Here is a 19,097-nt window from a genome sequence, read left to right as displayed (position 1 = left end):
CGCTTCTGACAACATAGATTGTCAGAAGCAATCCGGCAAGGAATCTGACAATAGGGAATGTCATAATGGCGCGCATGACGACCGAGCTCACCCCCGCGCGCCGCTACCGCGGCGCCGAAGCCGAAGAACGACGTGCGCAACGCCGTGTGCAGCTGATTGCCGCGGCCGTGCAGGTCTACGGCGAGCGCGGCTACCAGAACGCCACCGTCAAGGCCGTGTGCGAGGCCGCGGGCCTAACTGAACGGTATTTCTATGAGTCGTTTGCCAACAGCGAGGCCTTGCTGCTGGCATCGTTTCAAACGGTGACCCACCGCTTGCTGCACACCCTCGCCCTGGCGGGCGAGGGCGCCGGAGGCGACGGACAGCAACGCGCGCTGGCCATGCTGCGCGCCTATTTCGGGGCGCTGCAGCGCGAGCCGCGTTCAGCGCGGGTGTTCCTGGTGGAAATCCGCGGCGTCAGCAAGCTGGTAGACGGGGCGCTGGCGGATTCGCTGGATGAATTCGGCGGCCTGCTGGCGCAAGCCCTGCTGCCGCAAGCCCTGCTGCCGCCGGGACGCAAGCTGGATCCCTTGCTGACGGCGGGGGTGGCGGGCGGGGTGGTCCACATCGCCCTGCGCTGGATCACGCATGGCTACGCGCCCGAGGTGGAGGTGGTCGCGCGCACGGCGCTGCAGCTGGCCCTGGTGCTGGCGCACGAGCCGGACTAGGGCACCAGGCCCGGGTTACAGCTGCGGCGCCGGCGTTTTTTCCCTGAACTCGCATAGCGGCTCGATCACGCAGTGCCAGCACTCGGGCTTGCGCGCCTTGCAGACGTAGCGGCCGTGCAGGATCAGCCAGTGGTGGGCGTCGTGCAGGAACTCATGCGGCACGCACTTGAGCAGCTTCTGCTCGACGATCTGCACGGTCTTGCCCGGCGCCAGCCCGGTGCGGTTCGCTACCCGGAAGATATGCGTGTCCACCGCGATGGTGGGCTCGCCGAACGCGGTGTTGAGCACCACGTTGGCGGTCTTGCGGCCCACGCCCGGCAGGGCCTCAAGCGCTTCGCGCTCGGGCGGGACCTTGCCGCCGTGGCGCTCGACCAGGATGCGGCAGGTTTCGATCACGTGCTTCGCCTTGGTCTTGTACAGACCGATGGTCTTGATGTACTCGCTCAGGCCGGCTTCGCCCAGGTCCAGCATCTGCCGCGGGGTATGCGCCACCGGGAACAGCCGCCGCGTGGCCTTGTTGACGCCGACGTCGGTCGCCTGCGCCGACAGCAGCACGGCGATCAGCAGCTCGAACGGCGAGCTGTATTCCAGTTCGGTGGCCGGGGCTGGGTTGGTTTCGCGCAGCGTCTCAAAGATGGCACGGCACTTGGCGGCGTTCATTTTTCTTCTGGGTCGGTATTGGCGTTCTGGTCGGATCCAGGCCTGGCAAGCCCCGCACGCGCGCGCCGTGCTTCGGCGGCGTCGATCTGGGCCTGCACCGCAGCCGAGACGTTCTCCGTATTGCGCGGCTGCGCGGCCTGCTGCTTCTGCCGGGCGCGTTCGATCGCGGCCTGGATGATGGCGCGCTTGCGCTCCTGCGCGGCGCGCTCGGCATCGTTCTCCGGCGCTTCGGCCTGCACCGCGGCCAGCTTGGCGGCGGCCTTGGCGGCCAGGCGCGCGTCGTTTTCCTCGCGCTCGCGCACCAGCCGCGCGTTGCGCGCCAGGTAGCGCGCATGCGCGGCATCGGCCTGCGGCGGCGACCACGCGGCCCAGCCGGTGCGCGTGCCGGTGACCGGGACCATGTCGATGCAGTCGACCGGGCAGGGCGCCACGCACAGGTCGCAGCCGGTGCACCAGTCAGGGATCACGGTATGCATCTGCTTGGCGGCGCCGGCAATCGCATCGACCGGGCAGGCCTGGATGCAAAGCGTGCAGCCGATGCAAAGGCTCTCGTCGATGCGAGCCACCGCGCGCGGCTGTTCGCTGCCGCGTTCCGGGTCCAGCGGCAGCGGTTCGGTGCCCAGCACCGCGGCCAGGCGCACGATTCCTTCGGCGCCGCCGGGCGGGCAGCGGTTGCAGGCGGCTTCGCCGCTGGCCATGGCTTCGGCGTAGGGGCGGCAGCCGTTGAAGCCGCATTTGGTGCACTGGGTCTGGGGCAGCAGCGCTTCGATGCGGTCGGCAAGGGACTTGACGGCGGGATTCACGACTACGGGCAGGAAATCAGGGGACAAAACAGGGACCAAGGCCGGATCAGAACGGTCAAGACACGAAATTTGCGGGGCACTGTGAGGGTTTGGCGACATAACAGCCGAACCCTGCGGCGGACAATAGGCCAGCGACCCTGCGGCACCGGGATCTCTGTGGACCCCTGCGAGCCATCGCGCCGCAAGGATTATCCCCGATTTCGCCGGCGCGCAGAAACGGCGATGATGCGCGCACCGCCGGATTGCCGCATTCCGGCCTATGCCATAATCCGCGCAACGATCGACCAGCCACCCCCATGTCAACTGAGCCCAAGACCAAACGCGACCCGGAAGGGACGCGCCGACGCATCCTCGCTGCGGCCACCGAGGAATTCGCCAAAGGGGGTCTGGCCGGCGCCCGCGTCGACCAGATTGCCCGGCGCGCGGAAACCAACGAACGCATGCTGTACTACTACTACGGCAGCAAGGAAGGCCTCTTCCTGGCGGTGCTTGAGAAGCAATACGCCAATTTCCGCGCCGACGAAGAGCAACTGCACCTCGTCGATGAAGACCCGGTCCAGGGCGTGCGCACGCTGGCGCGTTTCGTCTGGGACTGGTATTACGAACATCCGGAGTTCATCCGCCTGGTCAACAGCGAGAACCTGCACGAGGCCCGGCACCTGAAGAAGTCGGCGCAGCTGCAGCAGCTGATCAACCCGGTGGTGGATGTGCTGGCCGACGTGATCCGGCGCGGGCAGGAACAAGGCGTGTTCCGCGACAATATCGACGTGCCGCAGTTCTACCTGACGATTTCCGCGCTGGGCTACTACGTGCTGTCCAACCGCTACACCATCAGCGCCGTGATTGGCCGCGACGTGGCCTCGCAGCAGGAGCATGAGCGCTTTGCCGAGCTGCACTCGGAAATGCTGCTCAGCTACCTGAAGAAGCACTGAGCATCCCGGCCCGACCCCGCAAGAAGAAACGCCCGCAATCGCGGGCGTTTTTTTTCTTGGTGGCCGAGGCCTGGTGGTACTTGCGGATAAAGTCGCGCAGCTGCGGGTAGATCTCTTCGCGCCAGCGCCGGCCCGAGAAGATGCCGTAGTGGCCGCAGTGTTCCGCATTCAGGTGCTGCTTGCGGGTCTTCGGGATGCCGGCGCACAGGTCGTGCGCCGCGGCGGTCTGGCCCGCGCCCGAGATGTCGTCAAGCTCGCCCTCGACGGTCATGAGCGCCGTGCTCTTGATGTCCTGCGGCCGCACCGGATTGCCGTCGATGGCCCAGGTGCCGTTGGCCAGGCGGAACTCCTGGAATACCTCGCGGATGGTGTCGAGGTAGTACTCGGCGGCCATGTCGAGCACCGCGTTGTATTCGTCGTAGAAGCGCACGTGGGCTTCGGCGTCATCCGCATCGCCCTCGACCAGGCTCAGGTAGAAGTCATAGTGCGAAGAAAGGTGCCGGTCCGGGTTCATCGCCACGAAACCGGCGTGCTGCAAAAAGCCCGGGTAGACGCGGCGGCCGTGGCCGGGGTAGTTGGCCGGCACGGTGTAGATGACGTTGTTCTCGAACCACTCGAAAGACTTGTTGGTCGCCAGCGAGTTGACCGCGGTGGGGCTCTTGCGGGCGTCGATCGGGCCGCCCATCATGGTCATGGTGCGCGGCGTCTTCTCGCCGGCCGAGGCCATCAGCGAGATCGCGGCCAGCACCGGTACCGTGGGCTGGCATACCGAGATCACATGCAGGTTCTCGGCGCCGATGTGGCGGATGAATTCCTGGATGTAGTAGATGTAGTCGGACAGGTGGAACGCGCCGTTCTCAACCGGCACCATGCGTGCGTCGATCCAGTCGGTCACGTAGACCTTGTGGTCCTGCAGCAGCGTGCGCACCGTGTCGCGCAGCAGCGTGGCATGGTGGCCCGACAGCGGCGCGGCCACCAGCACCACCGGCTCATCCTTGAGCAGCTTGATGGTCTCCGGGTCGTCGGCATAGCGCTTGAAGCGCACCAGCTTGCAGAAGGGCTTCTCGAGCACGGTCTGCTCGACGATGGGGATGTCGCGCCCGTTGGAGCGCACCGACTTGATGTCGAATGCCGGTTTTTCGTATTCCTTGCCGAGCCGGTACAGCAGTTCATAGCCGGCAGCCAGGCGGGGTGCGCCAGGAACCAGCGAGAGCGGGCTGAGGGGGTTGGTGAAGGTCTTGGCGGTCGCCTGGGCCCACGCGGTCAGCGGGTGCAGGATCGAGCGCTGGAACTCATGCAATTGGTAGAGCATGCCTTTTCTGCCTGGGGTCTAGCTATGAGGTACGTACTACCAGGTACTAATGTACTGACAATACACCGTGGATCGTGGCGCCGATTATGCCTTTAATCGAACGACCGTGCTAACGATCTTGCTCTGCAGCATATACCTTAAAGTACTTCCAATGCTGCGGAAAACAATAAGGCAAAAGGCTGATTTCTTGATGACATTGGGCCGATAAATCGCAAACAAATGCAAAAAGCGGCCGAAGCCGCTTTTTGTGCATTGCTTTGTGACGCTTGCGCCAGTCGCCATCCTGCTGCGGGTGGCGATGCCTGGGGCTCTTACATCACAGCTGCGATCGCATCGACGACGGCGTCGATGTTGCGGCTGTTCAGCGCGGCCACGCAGATGCGGCCGGTGCCGACGGCATAGATGCCGTGCTCATTGCGCAGGCGGTCCACCTGGGCCGAGGTCAGGCCCGAGTACGAGAACATGCCGCGCTGTGCCTTGACGAAGGAGAAGTCGCCCGGCACGCCCTTGGCGGCCAGCTTGTCCACCAGCGCATGACGCATCAGCTTGATGCGGTCGCGCATCTCGGCCAGTTCTTCTTCCCACATGGCGCGCAGTTCCGGGCTGTTCAGCACGGTGGCGACCACGGTGCCGCCGTGCGTCGGCGGGTTGGAATAGTTGGTGCGGATCACGCGCTTGACCTGCGACATCACGCGCTGTGCTTCTTCCTTGCTGGTGGTGACGATCGACAGCGCGCCCACGCGCTCGCCGTACAGCGAGAAGCTCTTGGAGAACGAGCTCGACACGAAGAAGGGCAGGCCGGAGTCCGCGAACAGGCGCACGGCAGCGCCGTCCGGCTCGATGCCGTCGGCAAAGCCCTGGTAGGCCATGTCCAGGAACGGGATCAGGTTGCGTTCCTTGACCAGCTCCACCACCTGCTTCCATTGCTCGGCCGACAGGTCCACGCCGGTCGGGTTGTGGCAGCACGCATGCAGCACGACGATGGTGTTGGCCGCGAACGACTTCAGCGATTCCACCATGCCGGCAAAGTTCAGGCCGTGGCTGGGGGCGTCGTAGTAGGCGTAGTTGACCACCGGGAAGCCGGCGGATTCGAACAGCGCGCGATGGTTTTCCCAGCTCGGGTCGCTGATGGCGACCTTGGCGTCCGGGTACAGGCGCTTCAGGAAGTCGGCGCCGATCTTCAGCGCGCCGGTGCCGCCGAGTGCCTGTGCCGTCACTACACGGCCTTCCGTAATCAGCGGCGATTCCTTGCCGAACAGCAGCGTCTGCACGGCCTGGTCATAGGCAGCGATGCCTTCGATCGGCAGGTAGCCACGCGGCGTGGCCGTGGTCAGGCGCGCCTTTTCTGCCTCCTGGACGGCGCGCAGCAGGGGGATTTTCCCTTCGTCGGTGAAGTACACGCCAACGCCCAGGTTGACCTTGGTCGGGCGGGTATCGGCATTGAAGGCTTCGTTGAGGCCCAGGATCGGGTCGCGCGGGGCCATCTCGACGGCAGAAAACAAACTCATTTGGAATCTCGTGGTCGGCAATGAATGAAAACGGGAAGGCGTAGAATGCTTCGGACTGCGCTGGCGGCTGGCAGGCCCCGGTCCCTTCCGGCGGGAAGTGGCTTGAAGCGGGGGCTGTCAACCCCAAGATTCTAGCGTATCCGCCCGTTTTCCTGAGGTTTTTCCCTAATCTCGCCGCGCCTTCTTTCGTTATTTCTTTCCTTACTCGTACCGCTACCTCTCCAGCCACCCCGCCCCTTATGTCGAACCTTGCCGAAGCCGCGCCGGCCCTGGACGAAGACAAATTCGTCACATTTCCCGGCTCCCCGTTCCAGCTGTACCAGCCGTTCCCGCCCGCCGGCGACCAGCCGGAGGCCATCCGGCAACTGGTGGAGGGGGTGGATGACGGCCTGTCGTTCCAGACGCTGCTGGGCGTGACGGGCTCGGGCAAGACCTTCACCATGGCCAACGTGATCGCCCGCATGGGGCGGCCGGCCATCGTGTTTGCCCCGAACAAGACGCTGGCGGCGCAGCTCTACGCCGAGTTCCGCGAGTTCTTCCCGCGCAACGCCGTCGAGTACTTCGTCAGCTACTACGACTACTACCAGCCCGAGGCCTACGTCCCGCAGCGCGACCTGTTTATTGAGAAGGACTCGTCGATCAACGAGCATATCGAGCAGATGCGGCTGTCGGCGACCAAGAGCCTGCTGGAGCGCCGCGACACCATCATCGTGGCGACCGTCTCTGCGATCTATGGTATCGGCAACCCGACCGAATACCACCAGATGATTCTCACACTGCGTGCCGGCGACAAGATCAGCCAGCGCGATGTGATCGCGCGCCTGATCGCGATGCAGTACACCCGCAACGAGACCGATTTCCAGCGCGGCACCTTCCGCGTGCGCGGCGACACCATCGACATCTTCCCGGCCGAACATGCCGAGATGGCGGTGCGGCTGGAGATGTTCGACGACGAAGTGGAATCGCTGCAGTTCTTCGATCCGCTCACCGGGCGCGTGCGCCAGAAGATCCCGCGCTTCACGGTCTACCCGTCGAGCCACTATGTGACCCCGCGCGAGACCGTGCTGCGCGCGATCGAGGCGATCAAGTCGGAGCTGCGCGAGCGGCTGGAGTTCTTCCACAAGGAAAACCGGCTGGTGGAGGCGCAGCGGCTGGAGCAGCGCACCCGCTTCGACCTGGAGATGCTGGCCGAGCTGGGCTTCTGCAAGGGCATCGAGAACTATTCGCGGCACTTGTCCGGCGCGAAGCCGGGCGAGCCGCCGCCGACGCTGGTCGACTACCTGCCGCCCGACGCGCTGATGTTCCTGGACGAGTCGCACGTGCTGATCGGCCAGCTCAACGGCATGTACAACGGCGACCGCGCGCGCAAGACCACGCTGGTGGAATATGGCTTCCGGCTGCCCTCGGCGCTGGACAACCGGCCGCTGAAGTTCGACGAATTCGAGCGCAAGATGCGCCAGGTGATGTTTGTCTCGGCCACGCCCGCGCAGTTCGAGCAGGAGAATGCCGGGCAGGTGGTGGAGCAGGTGGTGCGTCCGACCGGGCTGGTCGATCCCATCATCCTGGTGCGTCCGGCGACCACGCAGGTGGACGACCTGGTGTCCGAGATCCACGCCCGCGTGGAGGTTGGCGAACGCGTGCTGGTGACCACGCTGACCAAGCGCATGGCCGAGCAGCTGACCGAGTTCCTGTCTGAGAACGGTGTCAAGGTGCGCTACCTGCACTCGGACATCGACACGGTCGAGCGCGTGGAGATCATCCGCGACCTGCGCCTGGGCACCTTCGACGTGCTGGTGGGCATCAACCTGCTGCGCGAAGGCCTGGATATTCCCGAGGTGTCGCTGGTGGCGATCCTCGATGCGGACAAGGAAGGCTTCCTGCGCGCCGAGCGCTCGCTGATCCAGACCATCGGGCGCGCCGCGCGCAACGTCAACGGTACCGCCATCCTGTACGCGGACCGCATGACCGAGTCGATGAAGAAGGCCATCGGTGAGACCGAGCGCCGCCGCGCCAAGCAGATCGCGTTCAACGAGGCCAACGGCATCACGCCGCGCGGCGTGGTCAAGCGCATCAAGGACATCATCGACGGCGTCTATAGCGTCAGCGATGCCAGGGCCGAGCTGCTGGCGGCGCAGGAGCAGGCCCGCTACGAGGACATGAGCGAAAAGCAGGTCTCCAAGGAAATCAAGCGCTTGGAAAAGCTTATGCTCGACCATGCCCGCAACCTGGAGTTCGAGCAGGCGGCGCAGGTGCGCGACCAGCTGGCCAAGCTCAAGGCGCAGGTGTTCGGCGCCAGCGGAGATGGCGCGCTGCCGCCCGCCTGATACGCGTGGCGCCGGCTCCGGCTGGCCTATAGTGAAATGCGTCACACCTGAACCGGGAGGCGCATCATGGTAAAACTTGGGCTATGGGTACCGCTGGAGGCCAGGCCGGGCAAGGAGCAGGAGGTTGAGCAGTTCCTGCGCGACGGGCTCGCGCTGGTGGAGCAGGAGGCCGGCACCACGGCCTGGTTCGCGCTGCGGCTGGGCCCGTCGATGTTCGGTATCTTTGATGCTTTCCCCGATGAGCCGGCGCGCGAGGCGCACCTCGGCGGCAAGGTCGCGGCGGCGCTGATGGCCAGGGCGCCGGAGCTATTCATGGGGACGCCGCCGATCCAGAAGCTGGAGGTGGTGGCGGCCAAGCTGCCTTGATGGCGAACGACAAGGAGCTACGATGGAACGCCAGTTTGAATACGGCGGCTACGCGGTCGTGGTCAGCGCGGTCCCGAATGCCGCCGGCGGGTTTGCGGCGCAGATGCGCATCGCCGATGCCTTCGGCGAGCCTTCCGGCCCCAGCTACGAGGCGATTGCGGGCGACGCGCCCACGCCCGAAGGGGCCATCGCCCTGGCGGAGGCCGGCGCCATGCGCGCGATCGACGCCGGCGAGGTCAACTAGCCAGGCATCCCCCGTTTTCCGTGGAGAACCACAATGACCGATATCGGTGAATGGAAGAAGAAGGTCTATGAAACCCACGAGGTGCAGGTCCAGGTCAAGCAGCGCTCACAGAGCGAATGGTCCTACACCGTGCGCGTCTGCCGCCCCGGCACCAATATCCGCGCCGCCGGCACGCTGACCGAGACCTCGCGCATCACCGAGCACTACAAATCGCGCGAGGCCGCGGAAGTGGCCGGGTTTGCGCACGGCGAGCGGCTGGCCAAGCAGTTGGCCTGAGAAGGGCTGCGGGTAGAATTGCGCCTGGCCGGCCGGCGACCTTGCCGTGTGCCGGTGCGCCCGCCGTTCCACTCCCGCCAAGCCGTGATCCGATGAAGACATACGCCATCCTGATGTGTTGCATGGGAAACATCTGCCGTTCCCCGACGGCGGAGGGCGTGCTGCGCGCCAAGCTGGCTGCGGCCGGGCTGGACGCCCTGGTGGAACTGGATTCGGCGGGCACGCATGAATACCACCTGGGCCGCGCGCCCGATCCCCGCACCCAGCACCACGCGCTGCAGCGCGGCTATGACCTGTCGGCGCTGCGCGCGCGCAAGGTCGGCCTGCCTGACTTCGACCGCTTCGACCTGATCCTGGCGATGGACCGCGAGAACCTGGCCGGCCTGGCGCGGCTGCGCCCCGATGCCGGCGCCAAGCTGCGCCTGCTGATGAGCTTCGCCACCCGCCACGATGCCAACGAGGTGCCGGACCCCTACTACGGCGAAGGCGATGGCTTCGAGCGCGTGCTCGACTACATCGAAGATGCCTGCGACGGCCTGGTGGCCGAGTTGCGCCAGCGCCTGCAAGGCAACGCCGGCTGATCCCGGCGCCCGTTCCGTCGTCTTTTCTGCGGCCCGCGCCGCGACGCCACCAGCGCCGCGGCCGGCGGCCCGATCCCACGAGAATCCATGCTTCGCAAACTGTTCCGCAAATGGCGCGAATCGCGCAATGCCAGCCTGCAGCTCGACGCCATCCTGGCCGCGGCCGATCCTGAGGCGCCGCTGGCCGAGCGCAACGGCTGGCTGATCGAGCTGGGCTTCTGGGTCCGCCGCGATGGCGGGCTGGGCGCCGATGCTGACGGCCAGGAACCTGGCACCGACCGCAGCCACCCCGAGCATGTGCGGCTGCGCTACCTGCTGCAGGTGCTGGAGCGGCATCCCGACTGGGCCGAGCGTTTTGCCCTGACGGTGCGCAGCCTGGTGCGCGAGAACGACCCCACTGGCCTGTTCTGCGATACCGGCGTGGCCCTGCACCCGGGCTTCGTCAGCGAGATGGTGGGCCGGCTGCAGAACCGCTTCCTGCCGCCGCCGCCCAACCGCAGCGACATGGCGGGGCTGTTTGCGCTGGTGTTCGTCGGGGATGAGGACGCGGAGTGGGTCGAGGCCATCGACGATGAGCTGCTGGCGCGGCTGGCGCGCGTGCTGCAGGCCGGCAGGGCAAAGGGCGAAGCGGCGGGCATGGCGCACTATCGCGATGCGCTGGGCCAGACGCTGGCCACCAGCATCGCGGTGCTGGTCAGCCAGGTGCGCGCCACCGGCCTGAGCCAGGCGATCCGTTCGCGCCTGGCCGGGCGCGTGGAAGAGACGCCGTTCTTCCGCCTGGACGAGGCCATGCAGGCCTTGCGTGAAGAGGGCCTGCGCCATGACGACAACAGCTTCGGCCATCGCCTGAACTATTTCCGCGCGCTGCTGGACGGCTGCCATGCCGCGATCCGCCATGTGTATGAAGACCTGGAAGAAAACGGCGTGTCGATCGAGGTGGTGTTCCAGATCGAGCGCATGAAGGTGCAGCTCAGCCGCATCGAACTGCTGCTGGCGGCCTGGGTCGAGCCCCACCGGCCCGGCATGCATGCGCACCTGGTGGCGGAGCTGATCCGATCGACCCAGGCCCGGCGCAGCATCTCGCACCTGGCCGGCACCTCGTTCGCGCAGCTGGCGCGCAAGGTGGTGGAGCGCTCGGCCGAGACCGGCGAGCACTACATCACGCGCGACCGCAAGGAATACGCCGAACTGGTGCGCGCCGCGGCCGGCGGCGGCCTGGTCTCGGCCGCCACGGTGTACCTGAAGTTCCTGGTCTACGGCCTGCACCTGGACAAGTTCACCGAAGGGCTGCTGGCCTCGCTCAACTACGCCGGCAGCTTCCTGGCCATCCACTTTGCGCACTTCACGCTGGCGACCAAGCAGCCGGCCATGACCGGGCCGGCGCTGGCGCACCGGCTGGACGGGGCAGGGCGGCCGGAAGGGCGCGAGATATTCGTCGACGACACCATTGCCATGATCCGCTCCAACGCGGCGGCGATCGTCGGCAACCTGGCGGTGGTGTTCCCGGTGGTGCTGGGGATCCAGTGGCTCGCGCACAAGCTGCTGGGCGCCAACCTGATCACGCCCGCCAAGGCGATTGCCACCATCGAGTCGTTCTCGATCCTGGGCCCGACGCCGATCTATGCCGCCTTCACCGGCGTGCTGCTGTGGCTGTCCAGCCTGATTGCCGGCTGGGCCGACAACTGGTTCGCGCTGCATCGCGTGCATGACGTGATGGCGTACAACCGGCGCCTCCAGTACGTGCTGGGTGCGCGCGGCGCCACCCGGCTGGCGGATTTCTGGAAGCGCAACCTGTCGGGCATAGTCGCCAATGTGTCGCTGGGCTTGCTGCTGGGGCTGGGGCCGGAAATCCTGAGCTTCTTCGGGCCGCATATGGAAGTGCGCCATGTGACGCTGTCGACCGGCTCGGTCGGCGCGGCCATCGGCGTGCTGGGGCTGGATGCGCTGCGCATGCCGTCGCTGTGGCTGGCCGTGGCGGGCATTGCGCTGATGGGGATGCTGAACGTGGCGGTGAGCTTCGCGCTGGCGTTCAATATGGCGCTGCGGTCACGCAACCTGCGGCGCGTGGACCGCGCCGAACTGAGCGCGGCCGTGCGGCGGCGCATCCTCAAGCACCCGCTGTCGCTGGTGATGCCGCCGCGCGTGGCAGGCCCGGAGACGGCCGCAGGCGGGCGCGAAGCGTGATCGGGGCGTGGTGCGCTGCGGCAGGGGTAGTTGACTGAATTAGTCGGGTACCTTTATACTTGACGGAAACGATCAAGTATTAGCTTCACCCCCAGAGCCCTGCACCATGAGACTGACCACCAAAGGCCGCTTCGCGGTCACTGCGATGATCGACCTGGCCATGCGCCAGGACCAGGGACCGGTCACGCTCGCCGGCATCAGCCAGCGGCAAAAGATCTCGTTGTCCTACCTGGAGCAGCTGTTTGGCAAGCTGCGCCGGCACGAGATCGTTGAAAGCGTGCGCGGCCCGGGCGGCGGCTACAGTTTGGCGCGCAAGGCCGAAGACGTCACCGTGGCGGACATCATCATCGCCGTGGACGAGCCCCTGGATGCCACCCAGTGCGGCGGCAAGGGCAATTGTAACGGAGATGACGGCTCCGGGCGCTGCATGACCCACGAACTGTGGGCCACGCTGAACCAGAAGATGGTCGAGTACCTCGACTCCGTTTCCCTCAAGAACCTGGTGGACCAGCAGCGCGAGCGCCAGCCTGCCGTGCTGCACGACATGCGCGAAGACGCCGCGCAGCCGGCCGCGGCCGCTGCGCGCGGCAAGGCCGACAAGCAGGAAAAGCCGGTCCGGGCCAGAATGGTGAATTCAGTTTTCAGCCTGGCGCAGTCCTGAGCGCGCCCAGGCAACGACAGCAAAACAGCGATCAGCGGTCCCTAACAAGGCAGTCATAACGATGAGCACCCCACATTTCCCCATCTACATGGATTACTCGGCCACCACGCCGGTGGACCCGCGCGTGGCGGACAAGATGATTCCGTACCTGCGCGAGCAGTTCGGCAACCCCGCTTCGCGCAGCCACGCGTATGGCTGGGAAGCAGAGCGCGCGGTGGAAGAAGCGCGTGAGCAGGTGGCCGCACTGGTCGGCGCTGACCCGCGCGAGATCGTGTGGACCTCGGGTGCGACCGAATCGAACAACCTGGCGATCAAGGGCGCCGCGAACTTCTATTCGGGCAAGGGCAAGCACATCATCACCCTGAAGACCGAGCACAAGGCCGTGCTGGACACCACGCGTGAGCTGGAGCGCCAGGGCTTTGAAGTGACCTACCTGGACGTGAAGGAAAACGGCCTGCTCGACATGGAAGTGTTCAAGCAGGCGCTGCGCCCGGACACCATCCTGGTGTCGGTGATGCTGGTCAACAACGAGATCGGCGTGATTCAGGACGTCGCGCAGATCGGCGAGATCTGCCGCGAGAAGGGCATCATCTTCCATTGCGACGCCGCGCAGGCGACCGGCAAGGTGGCGATCGACCTGAACAAGCTGAAGTGCGACCTGATGTCGTTCTCGGCCCACAAGACCTACGGCCCCAAGGGCATCGGCGCGCTGTACGTGCGCCGCAAGCCGCGCGTGCGCATCGAGGCGCAGATGCACGGCGGCGGCCATGAGCGCGGCATGCGCTCGGGCACGCTGGCCACGCACCAGATCGTCGGCATGGGCGAAGCCTTCCGCATCGCCCGCGAAGAGATGGCGACCGAGAACGAACGCATCCGCATGCTGCGCGACCGCCTGTGGAACGGCCTCTCGGACATGGAAGAGGTCTACCTGAACGGCGACCTGGAACAGCGCGTGCCGCACAACCTGAATGTCAGCTTCAACTTCGTCGAAGGCGAGTCGCTGATCATGGCGATCAAGGACGTGGCGGTGTCGTCGGGCTCGGCCTGCACCTCGGCCTCGCTGGAGCCGTCGTATGTGCTGCGCGCGCTGGGCCGCAACGACGAACTGGCGCACAGCTCGATCCGCTTCACGGTGGGCCGCTTCACCACCGAGCAGGAGATCGACTACACCATCGAACTGCTCAAGAGCAAGATCGGCAAGCTGCGCGACCTGTCGCCGCTGTGGGAAATGTTCAAGGACGGCGTCGATTTGAATTCGATCCAGTGGGCCGCGCACTGACGCGCCCGCACAGATCATCAGAACAAAAAGCAATACCCCCGCAAAGATACGCAAGAGGTAAGCAAAATGTCATACAGCACCAAGGTTCTCGACCACTATGAAAACCCCCGCAACGTCGGTTCGTTCGACAAGAACGACGATGCGGTCGGCACCGGCATGGTCGGCGCGCCGGCCTGCGGCGACGTGATGAAGCTGCAGATCAAGGTCAACGAGGCTGGCGTGATCGAAGACGCCAAGTTCAAGACCTACGGCTGCGGCTCGGCCATTGCCTCGTCCTCGCTCGTGACCGAGTGGGTCAAGGGCAAGACCGTGGACCAGGCGCTGGAGATCAAGAACACCCAGATCGCCGAAGAACTGGCGCTGCCGCCGGTGAAGATCCACTGCTCGATCCTGGCCGAAGACGCGATCAAGGCCGCCGTCGAAGACTACAAGAAGAAGCACGGCGCCGAGCAGAAGGCTGCCTGATTCTGTCGCACTGACTACGGCATCGACGAAGGAAGACGCAACGATGATCACCATGACCGAGAAGGCGGCCAAGCATGTGGCCCGCTACCTGGAACGCCGCGGCAAGGGCGTGGGCCTGCGCCTGGGCGTGAAGACCACCGGCTGCTCGGGCCTGGCCTACAAGCTGGAATACGTGGACGAGCTGCTGCCGGAAGACGCGGTGTTCGAATCGCACGGCATCAAGGTCATCGTCGACGCCAAGAGCCTGCCGTATATCGACGGCACCGAACTCGACTACGCACGTGAAGGGTTGAACGAAGGTTTTCGCTTCAACAACCCCAACGTCAAGGACGAGTGCGGCTGCGGCGAGTCCTTCACGGTCTGAGGCGCGCCAGCGCAAGCACGCCCCGGTGGAGCGCAGCATCGTCGGGTTCCGCCGGGACGAGGAAGGCCACTGGGTGGCCGAACTCGAATGCGGGCACGGCCAGCATATGCGGCACGACCCGCCATGGCAGTCGCGGCCATGGACGCAAAGCGAGCAGGGCCGCGCCGGCATGATCGGCATGCGGGTGAACTGCCTGAAGTGCGACCGCAACGAAGCGCCGGCCGAGTGGGCACGCAAGCCCGCCTGAGCGGCACCGTGGCGGCAATGGACAAAGGGGCGGCGCGGCCGCTCCTTTTTCTTGGGGAAGCAGTTGAAAGACGATTTTTTTGCGCTGTTCGGCCTGCCGGCGCAGTACGGTGTCGACGAGGCCGCGCTGGATGCGGCGTACCGCACCGTGCAGTCGCAGGCGCATCCGGACCGTTTTGCCAAGGCGGGCGATGCCGAGCGTCGCGTGGCCATGCAGTGGGCCGCGCATGCCAATGAAGCCTACCGTACGCTGCGCCAGCCGTTGCGGCGCGCGACCTACCTGCTGAAGCTGCGCGGCGTCGATGTGCAGGCCGAGAACAACACGGCCATGACGCCGGCCTTCCTGATGCAGCAGATGGAATGGCGCGAAGCGCTGCAGGAAGCGGTGGAAGAACGCGCAGTGGACCGGCTCGATGCGCTGCTGCGCGAGCTGCGCCAGGAAAAGCGCGAGCGCCACGACACACTGGGCGCGTTGCTGGATTCCGGCGACAACGAGGCGGCCGGCGGCGCGGTGCGGCAACTGATGTTTATCGAGAAGATCGAGCACGATACCAGCGAGGCCATCGACCGGCTGGAAGACTGACCGGCACGTTTGCCGGGGCCGTGACACAATGGCGCCCGGCGCGAAAACCGCCCTCCATGCCGCCCGCATGGCGGTTTCCACTGCCGCACAAGACAGCAAAGAAATACCATGGCACTGCTCCAGATTTCCGAACCCGGCATGTCGCCGGCGCCCCACCAACGCCGCCTGGCCGTCGGCATCGACCTCGGCACCACCAATTCGCTGGTGGCCGCGGTGCGCAGCAGCATTCCTGAAGTGCTGGGCGACGAGCGCGGCCGCGCGCTGCTGCCCTCGGTCGTGCGCTACCTGCCGGACCGCACCGCCCATATCGGCTACCGGGCCCAGGAAGAAGCGGTGCGCGATCCCAAGAACACCATCGTCTCGGTCAAGCGCTTCATGGGCCGCGGCCTGCGCGACGTGGCCAATATCGAACACAGCCCGTATGACTTTGTCGATGCGCCGGGCATGCTGCAGATCAAGACCGCCGCCGGCGTAAAGAGCCCGGTCGAGATCTCGGCCGAGATCCTGGCCACGCTGCGCCAGCGCGCTGAAGACACGCTGGGCGACGACCTGGTCGGCGCCGTCATCACGGTGCCGGCCTACTTCGACGAGGCCCAGCGCCAGGCGACCAAGGACGCCGCGCGCCTGGCCGGCCTGGAAGTGCTGCGCCTGCTCAACGAGCCCACCGCCGCGGCCATTGCCTACGGCCTGGACAATGCCTCGGAAGGCATCTACGCGGTCTATGACCTGGGCGGCGGTACCTTCGATATTTCGGTGCTGAAGCTCACGCAGGGCGTGTTTGAAGTGATGGCCACGGGCGGTGACTCGGCACTCGGCGGCGACGATTTCGACCAGCGCGTGCTGTGCTGGATCGTCGAGCAGGCCGGCCTGCAGCCGCTGTCGGCGCAGGACATGCGCCTGCTGATGGTGCGTGCGCGTGCCGCCAAGGAAGCGCTGTCGGAAGCGGACAGTACCGTGATCGATGCCGTACTCGATTCCGGCGAGATCGTCCACCTGACGCTGACCGACGAGACCTTCGAGCAGATCACCGCGCACCTGGTGCAGAAAACGTTGGCGCCGGTGCGCAAGGCGCTGCGCGATGCCGGCGTGACCACCGACGAGGTCAAGGGCGTGGTGCTGGTGGGCGGCGCCACGCGCATGCCGTCGATCCGCAAGGCCGTGGGCGACTACTTCGGCCAGACCCCGCTGACCAACCTCGACCCGGACCGCGTGGTGGCGCTGGGCGCCGCGATGCAGGCCAACCTGCTGGCCGGCAACCATGCCCCGGGCGAAGACTGGTTGCTGCTCGACGTGATCCCGCTGTCGCTGGGCGTTGAGACCATGGGCGGCCTGGTCGAGAAGATCATCCCGCGCAACAGCACCATCCCGGTGGCGCGCGCGCAGGAATTCACCACCTTCAAGGATGGCCAGACCGCGATGGCGATCCACGTGCTGCAGGGCGAGCGCGAGCTGGCCAGCGACTGCCGCTCGCTGGCGCGCTTCGAGCTGCGCGGCATCCCGCCGATGGTGGCGGGCGCGGCGCGCATCCGCGTGACGTACCAGGTCGATGCCGACGGGCTGTTGTCGGTGACCGCGCGCGAAACCCATTCGGGCGTGGAGGCCTCGGTCACGGTCAAGCCGTCGTACGGCCTGGCCGACGACGATATCGCGCGCATGCTGCAGGACAGCTTCCGCGAAGCCGAGCACGACATGAAGAGCCGCGCGCTGGCCGAAGAGCGCGTGGAAGCCGACCGGCTGGTCGAGGCCACGCAGCGCGCGCTGGAAACCGATGGCGACCTGTTGTCGGCCGAGGAGCGCACTGCGGTGGAAGCGCTGATGGCAGCGGTGCGCGAGATCGCCACCGGCGAAGACCACCACGCCATCCACGCCGCGGTGGAAATGCTGTCGCACGGCACCGACGAATTCGCTGCCCGCCGCATGGACCGCTCGATCAAGAGCGCGCTGGCGGGGCGCAAGGTGCAGGAGCTGGGCTGATCACCACGCCTGCACCGCATTACAGATACCAGGACACGAGATGCCACAGATCATAGTTTTGCCCCACGTCGAATACTGCCCGGATGGGACGGTGATTGAAGCCGAGACGGGTGTCAGCGTCTGCGATGCGCTGCTCTCGCACGGCATCGCGATCGAGCATGCGTGCGAGAAATCGTGCGCCTGCACCACCTGCCACGTGATCGTGCGCGAGGGCTTCAACTCGCTCAACGAGGCCGAGGAGAAGGAAGAAGACCTGCTCGACAAGGCCTGGGGGCTGGAGCCGAATTCGCGGCTGTCATGCCAGGCCATCGTCGATGAGGAAGACCTGACCATCGAGATCCCGAAGTACACCATCAACCACGCCAAGGAAGGCCACTGAGCGGCCGGCATATCTCAGCGGAGAACAATCCCATGAAGTGGACCGATACCTACGCCATTGCCGAAGCGCTGTATGACAAGTTCCCGGATATCGATCCGGCGGGCGTGCGCTTCACTGACCTGCGCCGCTGGGTGCTGGAGCTCGACGGCTTTGCCGACGCGCCCGAGCGCTCGGGCGAGAAGATCCTTGAGGCGATCCAGCAGGCCTGGATCCAGGAAGCGGAATAAGCGACGCAGTATCGGGATGACGACAAAAGGCCGGCAAATTTGCCGGCCTTTTGCTTTGCTGCGGCGCTAGAGCCGGATCAGCCCCGCATCAGCGCGCCGTTCTCCAGGTGCACGCGCTCGCCTGGCTGCACGGCGGGGTCCTTCTCGTAGGTGAAGGTGCGGTGGCTGCCGTCATCCATGCGCACGCGCACTTCATAGTGCGTGTCCTTGCTGACGGTCTTCTCGATCTGGTTGCCGGCTACGCCGCCGCCCACGGCACCCACCACGGTGCCGACGATGCGGCCGTTGCCCTTGCCGACCTGGTTGCCCAGCAGGCCGCCCACCACGGCGCCGCCGAGCGCGCCCAGGCCGCTGGTGTTGGGCTTCTGGGTCTGGATTGGCGTCACCGAGACGATACGGCCGGCGTAGGGGCTGCCCTTGGCAGCCTGGCGCTCGGTGTCGGCACGCTGGCTGGCGCGCGGCTCGCTGTCGCGCTGCGCGGCCTGGCGTGCCGGGGCGGTGCGTGGTGCGGCTTGCGACGAACCGGTAGCATCCTGGTTGGCTGAGCGCTGCTGGCCGTCGTTGTAGACCGGCGGCCGGGTGGTGCTGCCCGGGGCAGGTGCTGCCGTGACCGGCAGTGGCCCTTGCGGGTCTGCCTGCGCACCGGCCTGCGCCGGCAGGTCAGGGCTGGCCTTGCCGATCGGCAGCACGCCGGTGACGGCGGCGACCGCGGTCAGGCTGGCGATCACCACGGCGACGGCTGCCGCACCGACAAGCGGATGCAGCCGGCGTTGCGGCGGCAGCGGGGCAGGGGTGTTGTCGTTCGGGGTGGCTTGGCTTTGCATTGCTATGGCTCCGGTGCGGCGAAGGCCGCGTTGGGATGGAACCAGTGTGGCCGAAGCGGGTGGGGTTTTCCGTTTGTTTTTGTAAATATATGTAGGCGGAAAAGCCTTTTGTATCAATGGGTTGGGTGTTGCGTGATGCGGCGGATGGGGCGGGTCTTGTAACAATCGGTCGGGGAGGCGACGTGATCGCAATGACCA

General features: G+C 66.0%; 21 protein-coding genes and 1 pseudogene. 17 read left to right on the top strand and 5 right to left on the bottom strand.

From position 1 onward, the window contains the following. Positions 1–65 precede the first annotated feature (65 nt). Complete coding sequence (locus CF68_RS22190; RefSeq protein ID WP_035822951.1) at positions 66–707, top strand: TetR/AcrR family transcriptional regulator; 642 nt, start codon at positions 66–68, stop codon at positions 705–707. Between the two features lie 15 nt (positions 708–722). Here CF68_RS22190 and nth read toward each other — a convergent pair whose 3' ends face one another. After that, the gene (gene nth / locus CF68_RS22185; protein ID WP_011614905.1) at positions 723–1,367 is read right to left on the bottom strand and encodes an endonuclease III; all 645 of its coding nucleotides are present in this window, start codon (positions 1,365–1,367) and stop codon (positions 723–725) included. Next, complete coding sequence (gene rsxB, locus CF68_RS22180; protein ID WP_035822948.1) at positions 1,364–2,170, bottom strand: electron transport complex subunit RsxB; 807 nt, start codon at positions 2,168–2,170, stop codon at positions 1,364–1,366. The genes nth and rsxB overlap by 4 nt, the downstream gene beginning before the upstream one ends. A 296-nt stretch (positions 2,171–2,466) precedes the next feature. Here rsxB and CF68_RS22175 point away from each other — a divergent pair, with 296 nt between their 5' ends. Beyond that, complete coding sequence (locus CF68_RS22175) at positions 2,467–3,102, top strand: TetR/AcrR family transcriptional regulator (protein WP_013956107.1); 636 nt, start codon at positions 2,467–2,469, stop codon at positions 3,100–3,102. Positions 3,103–3,157: 55 nt separating this feature from the next. On the opposite strand, the pseudogene CF68_RS22170 reads toward CF68_RS22175, so the two are convergent. Both CF68_RS22170 and CF68_RS22165 read right to left on the bottom strand, forming a co-directional pair. Continuing rightward, a pseudogene (locus CF68_RS22170) lies at positions 3,158–4,414 on the bottom strand (polyhydroxyalkanoate depolymerase); the annotation flags it as partial. A 311-nt stretch (positions 4,415–4,725) separates the two neighbouring features. Then, positions 4,726–5,922 (bottom strand): amino acid aminotransferase, encoded by a 1,197-nt coding sequence (locus CF68_RS22165; RefSeq protein WP_035822945.1) that lies wholly within the window; start codon positions 5,920–5,922, stop codon positions 4,726–4,728. A 239-nt stretch (positions 5,923–6,161) separates the two neighbouring features. Here CF68_RS22165 and uvrB point away from each other — a divergent pair, with 239 nt between their 5' ends. The 15 genes from uvrB (at position 6,162) to iscX (ending at position 18,075) form a co-directional block, all read left to right on the top strand. Next, the gene (gene uvrB, locus CF68_RS22160) at positions 6,162–8,246 is read left to right on the top strand and encodes an excinuclease ABC subunit UvrB (RefSeq protein ID WP_035822943.1); all 2,085 of its coding nucleotides are present in this window, start codon (positions 6,162–6,164) and stop codon (positions 8,244–8,246) included. A 66-nt stretch (positions 8,247–8,312) separates the two neighbouring features. Then, positions 8,313–8,612 (top strand): putative quinol monooxygenase, encoded by a 300-nt coding sequence (locus CF68_RS22155; RefSeq protein WP_035822941.1) that lies wholly within the window; start codon positions 8,313–8,315, stop codon positions 8,610–8,612. A gap of 22 nt (positions 8,613–8,634) precedes the next feature. Continuing rightward, positions 8,635–8,856, top strand: coding sequence for a hypothetical protein (locus tag CF68_RS22150; protein WP_010809031.1), 222 nt, complete (start codon positions 8,635–8,637; stop codon positions 8,854–8,856). Between the two features lie 33 nt (positions 8,857–8,889). After that, complete coding sequence (locus CF68_RS22145) at positions 8,890–9,132, top strand: hypothetical protein (RefSeq protein WP_035822940.1); 243 nt, start codon at positions 8,890–8,892, stop codon at positions 9,130–9,132. 92 nt (positions 9,133–9,224) lie between these two features. Further along, the gene (locus CF68_RS22140) at positions 9,225–9,713 is read left to right on the top strand and encodes a low molecular weight protein-tyrosine-phosphatase (RefSeq protein ID WP_035822939.1); all 489 of its coding nucleotides are present in this window, start codon (positions 9,225–9,227) and stop codon (positions 9,711–9,713) included. Positions 9,714–9,800: 87 nt separating this feature from the next. Then, complete coding sequence (locus tag CF68_RS22135) at positions 9,801–11,897, top strand: site-specific recombinase (RefSeq protein ID WP_035822937.1); 2,097 nt, start codon at positions 9,801–9,803, stop codon at positions 11,895–11,897. A 106-nt stretch (positions 11,898–12,003) separates the two neighbouring features. Beyond that, entirely contained in the window at positions 12,004–12,558 is a 555-nt protein-coding gene (gene iscR / locus CF68_RS22130; protein ID WP_035822936.1) for a Fe-S cluster assembly transcriptional regulator IscR, read from the top strand. 55 nt (positions 12,559–12,613) lie between these two features. After that, on the top strand, positions 12,614–13,837 hold the full coding sequence (locus tag CF68_RS22125) for an IscS subfamily cysteine desulfurase (protein WP_304413124.1): 1,224 nt from the start codon (positions 12,614–12,616) through the stop codon (positions 13,835–13,837). 66 nt (positions 13,838–13,903) lie between these two features. After that, positions 13,904–14,302, top strand: coding sequence for a Fe-S cluster assembly scaffold IscU (iscU, locus tag CF68_RS22120; protein WP_010809025.1), 399 nt, complete (start codon positions 13,904–13,906; stop codon positions 14,300–14,302). A 43-nt stretch (positions 14,303–14,345) separates the two neighbouring features. Beyond that, positions 14,346–14,666: an iron-sulfur cluster assembly protein IscA gene (iscA, locus tag CF68_RS22115; protein ID WP_010809024.1), complete on the top strand. Its 321-nt coding sequence runs from the start codon at positions 14,346–14,348 to the stop codon at positions 14,664–14,666. Between the two features lie 25 nt (positions 14,667–14,691). Further along, positions 14,692–14,913, top strand: coding sequence for a DUF3565 domain-containing protein (locus CF68_RS22110; RefSeq protein WP_035822933.1), 222 nt, complete (start codon positions 14,692–14,694; stop codon positions 14,911–14,913). A 63-nt stretch (positions 14,914–14,976) separates the two neighbouring features. Beyond that, entirely contained in the window at positions 14,977–15,495 is a 519-nt protein-coding gene (hscB, locus tag CF68_RS22105) for a Fe-S protein assembly co-chaperone HscB (protein ID WP_035822986.1), read from the top strand. A 108-nt stretch (positions 15,496–15,603) separates the two neighbouring features. After that, on the top strand, positions 15,604–17,469 hold the full coding sequence (gene hscA / locus CF68_RS22100) for a Fe-S protein assembly chaperone HscA (RefSeq protein WP_035822931.1): 1,866 nt from the start codon (positions 15,604–15,606) through the stop codon (positions 17,467–17,469). Positions 17,470–17,509: 40 nt separating this feature from the next. Further along, positions 17,510–17,848, top strand: a complete 339-nt coding sequence (fdx, locus tag CF68_RS22095) for an ISC system 2Fe-2S type ferredoxin (protein WP_013956120.1) — start codon at positions 17,510–17,512, stop codon at positions 17,846–17,848. A gap of 32 nt (positions 17,849–17,880) precedes the next feature. Next, positions 17,881–18,075, top strand: a complete 195-nt coding sequence (gene iscX, locus CF68_RS22090; protein WP_035822929.1) for a Fe-S cluster assembly protein IscX — start codon at positions 17,881–17,883, stop codon at positions 18,073–18,075. Positions 18,076–18,152: 77 nt separating this feature from the next. Here iscX and CF68_RS22085 read toward each other — a convergent pair whose 3' ends face one another. Further along, a complete protein-coding gene (locus tag CF68_RS22085; RefSeq protein ID WP_035822928.1) occupies positions 18,153–18,899 on the bottom strand; it encodes a glycine zipper 2TM domain-containing protein in 747 nt (248 codons plus the stop codon). Positions 18,900–19,097 lie beyond the last annotated feature (198 nt).

The organism is Cupriavidus sp. SK-4, from assembly GCF_000611125.1.
Taxonomy (GTDB): domain Bacteria; phylum Pseudomonadota; class Gammaproteobacteria; order Burkholderiales; family Burkholderiaceae; genus Cupriavidus; species Cupriavidus necator.
The sequence above is the reverse complement of the archived record's forward strand: the minus strand, read 5'-3'. Positions and strand labels throughout refer to the sequence as shown.

What these genes read in the sequence shown, in the direction of transcription:
- iscX (WP_035822929.1), top strand. Translation starts at nt 17,881, where the DNA reads ATGAAGTGGACCGATACCTACGCCATTGCCGAAGCGCTGTATGACAAG.
- CF68_RS22135 (WP_035822937.1), top strand. Translation starts at nt 9,801, where the DNA reads ATGCTTCGCAAACTGTTCCGCAAATGGCGCGAATCGCGCAATGCCAGC.
- CF68_RS22155 (WP_035822941.1), top strand. Translation starts at nt 8,313, where the DNA reads ATGGTAAAACTTGGGCTATGGGTACCGCTGGAGGCCAGGCCGGGCAAG.
- iscA (WP_010809024.1), top strand. Translation starts at nt 14,346, where the DNA reads ATGATCACCATGACCGAGAAGGCGGCCAAGCATGTGGCCCGCTACCTG.
- fdx (WP_013956120.1), top strand. Translation starts at nt 17,510, where the DNA reads ATGCCACAGATCATAGTTTTGCCCCACGTCGAATACTGCCCGGATGGG.
- hscA (WP_035822931.1), top strand. Translation starts at nt 15,604, where the DNA reads ATGGCACTGCTCCAGATTTCCGAACCCGGCATGTCGCCGGCGCCCCAC.
- CF68_RS22140 (WP_035822939.1), top strand. Translation starts at nt 9,225, where the DNA reads ATGAAGACATACGCCATCCTGATGTGTTGCATGGGAAACATCTGCCGT.
- nth (WP_011614905.1), bottom strand. Translation starts at nt 1,367, where the DNA reads ATGAACGCCGCCAAGTGCCGTGCCATCTTTGAGACGCTGCGCGAAACC.
- iscU (WP_010809025.1), top strand. Translation starts at nt 13,904, where the DNA reads ATGTCATACAGCACCAAGGTTCTCGACCACTATGAAAACCCCCGCAAC.
- CF68_RS22085 (WP_035822928.1), bottom strand. Translation starts at nt 18,899, where the DNA reads ATGCAAAGCCAAGCCACCCCGAACGACAACACCCCTGCCCCGCTGCCG.
- CF68_RS22150 (WP_010809031.1), top strand. Translation starts at nt 8,635, where the DNA reads ATGGAACGCCAGTTTGAATACGGCGGCTACGCGGTCGTGGTCAGCGCG.
- CF68_RS22190 (WP_035822951.1), top strand. Translation starts at nt 66, where the DNA reads ATGGCGCGCATGACGACCGAGCTCACCCCCGCGCGCCGCTACCGCGGC.
- CF68_RS22145 (WP_035822940.1), top strand. Translation starts at nt 8,890, where the DNA reads ATGACCGATATCGGTGAATGGAAGAAGAAGGTCTATGAAACCCACGAG.
- uvrB (WP_035822943.1), top strand. Translation starts at nt 6,162, where the DNA reads ATGTCGAACCTTGCCGAAGCCGCGCCGGCCCTGGACGAAGACAAATTC.
- iscR (WP_035822936.1), top strand. Translation starts at nt 12,004, where the DNA reads ATGAGACTGACCACCAAAGGCCGCTTCGCGGTCACTGCGATGATCGAC.
- CF68_RS22175 (WP_013956107.1), top strand. Translation starts at nt 2,467, where the DNA reads ATGTCAACTGAGCCCAAGACCAAACGCGACCCGGAAGGGACGCGCCGA.
- CF68_RS22165 (WP_035822945.1), bottom strand. Translation starts at nt 5,922, where the DNA reads ATGAGTTTGTTTTCTGCCGTCGAGATGGCCCCGCGCGACCCGATCCTG.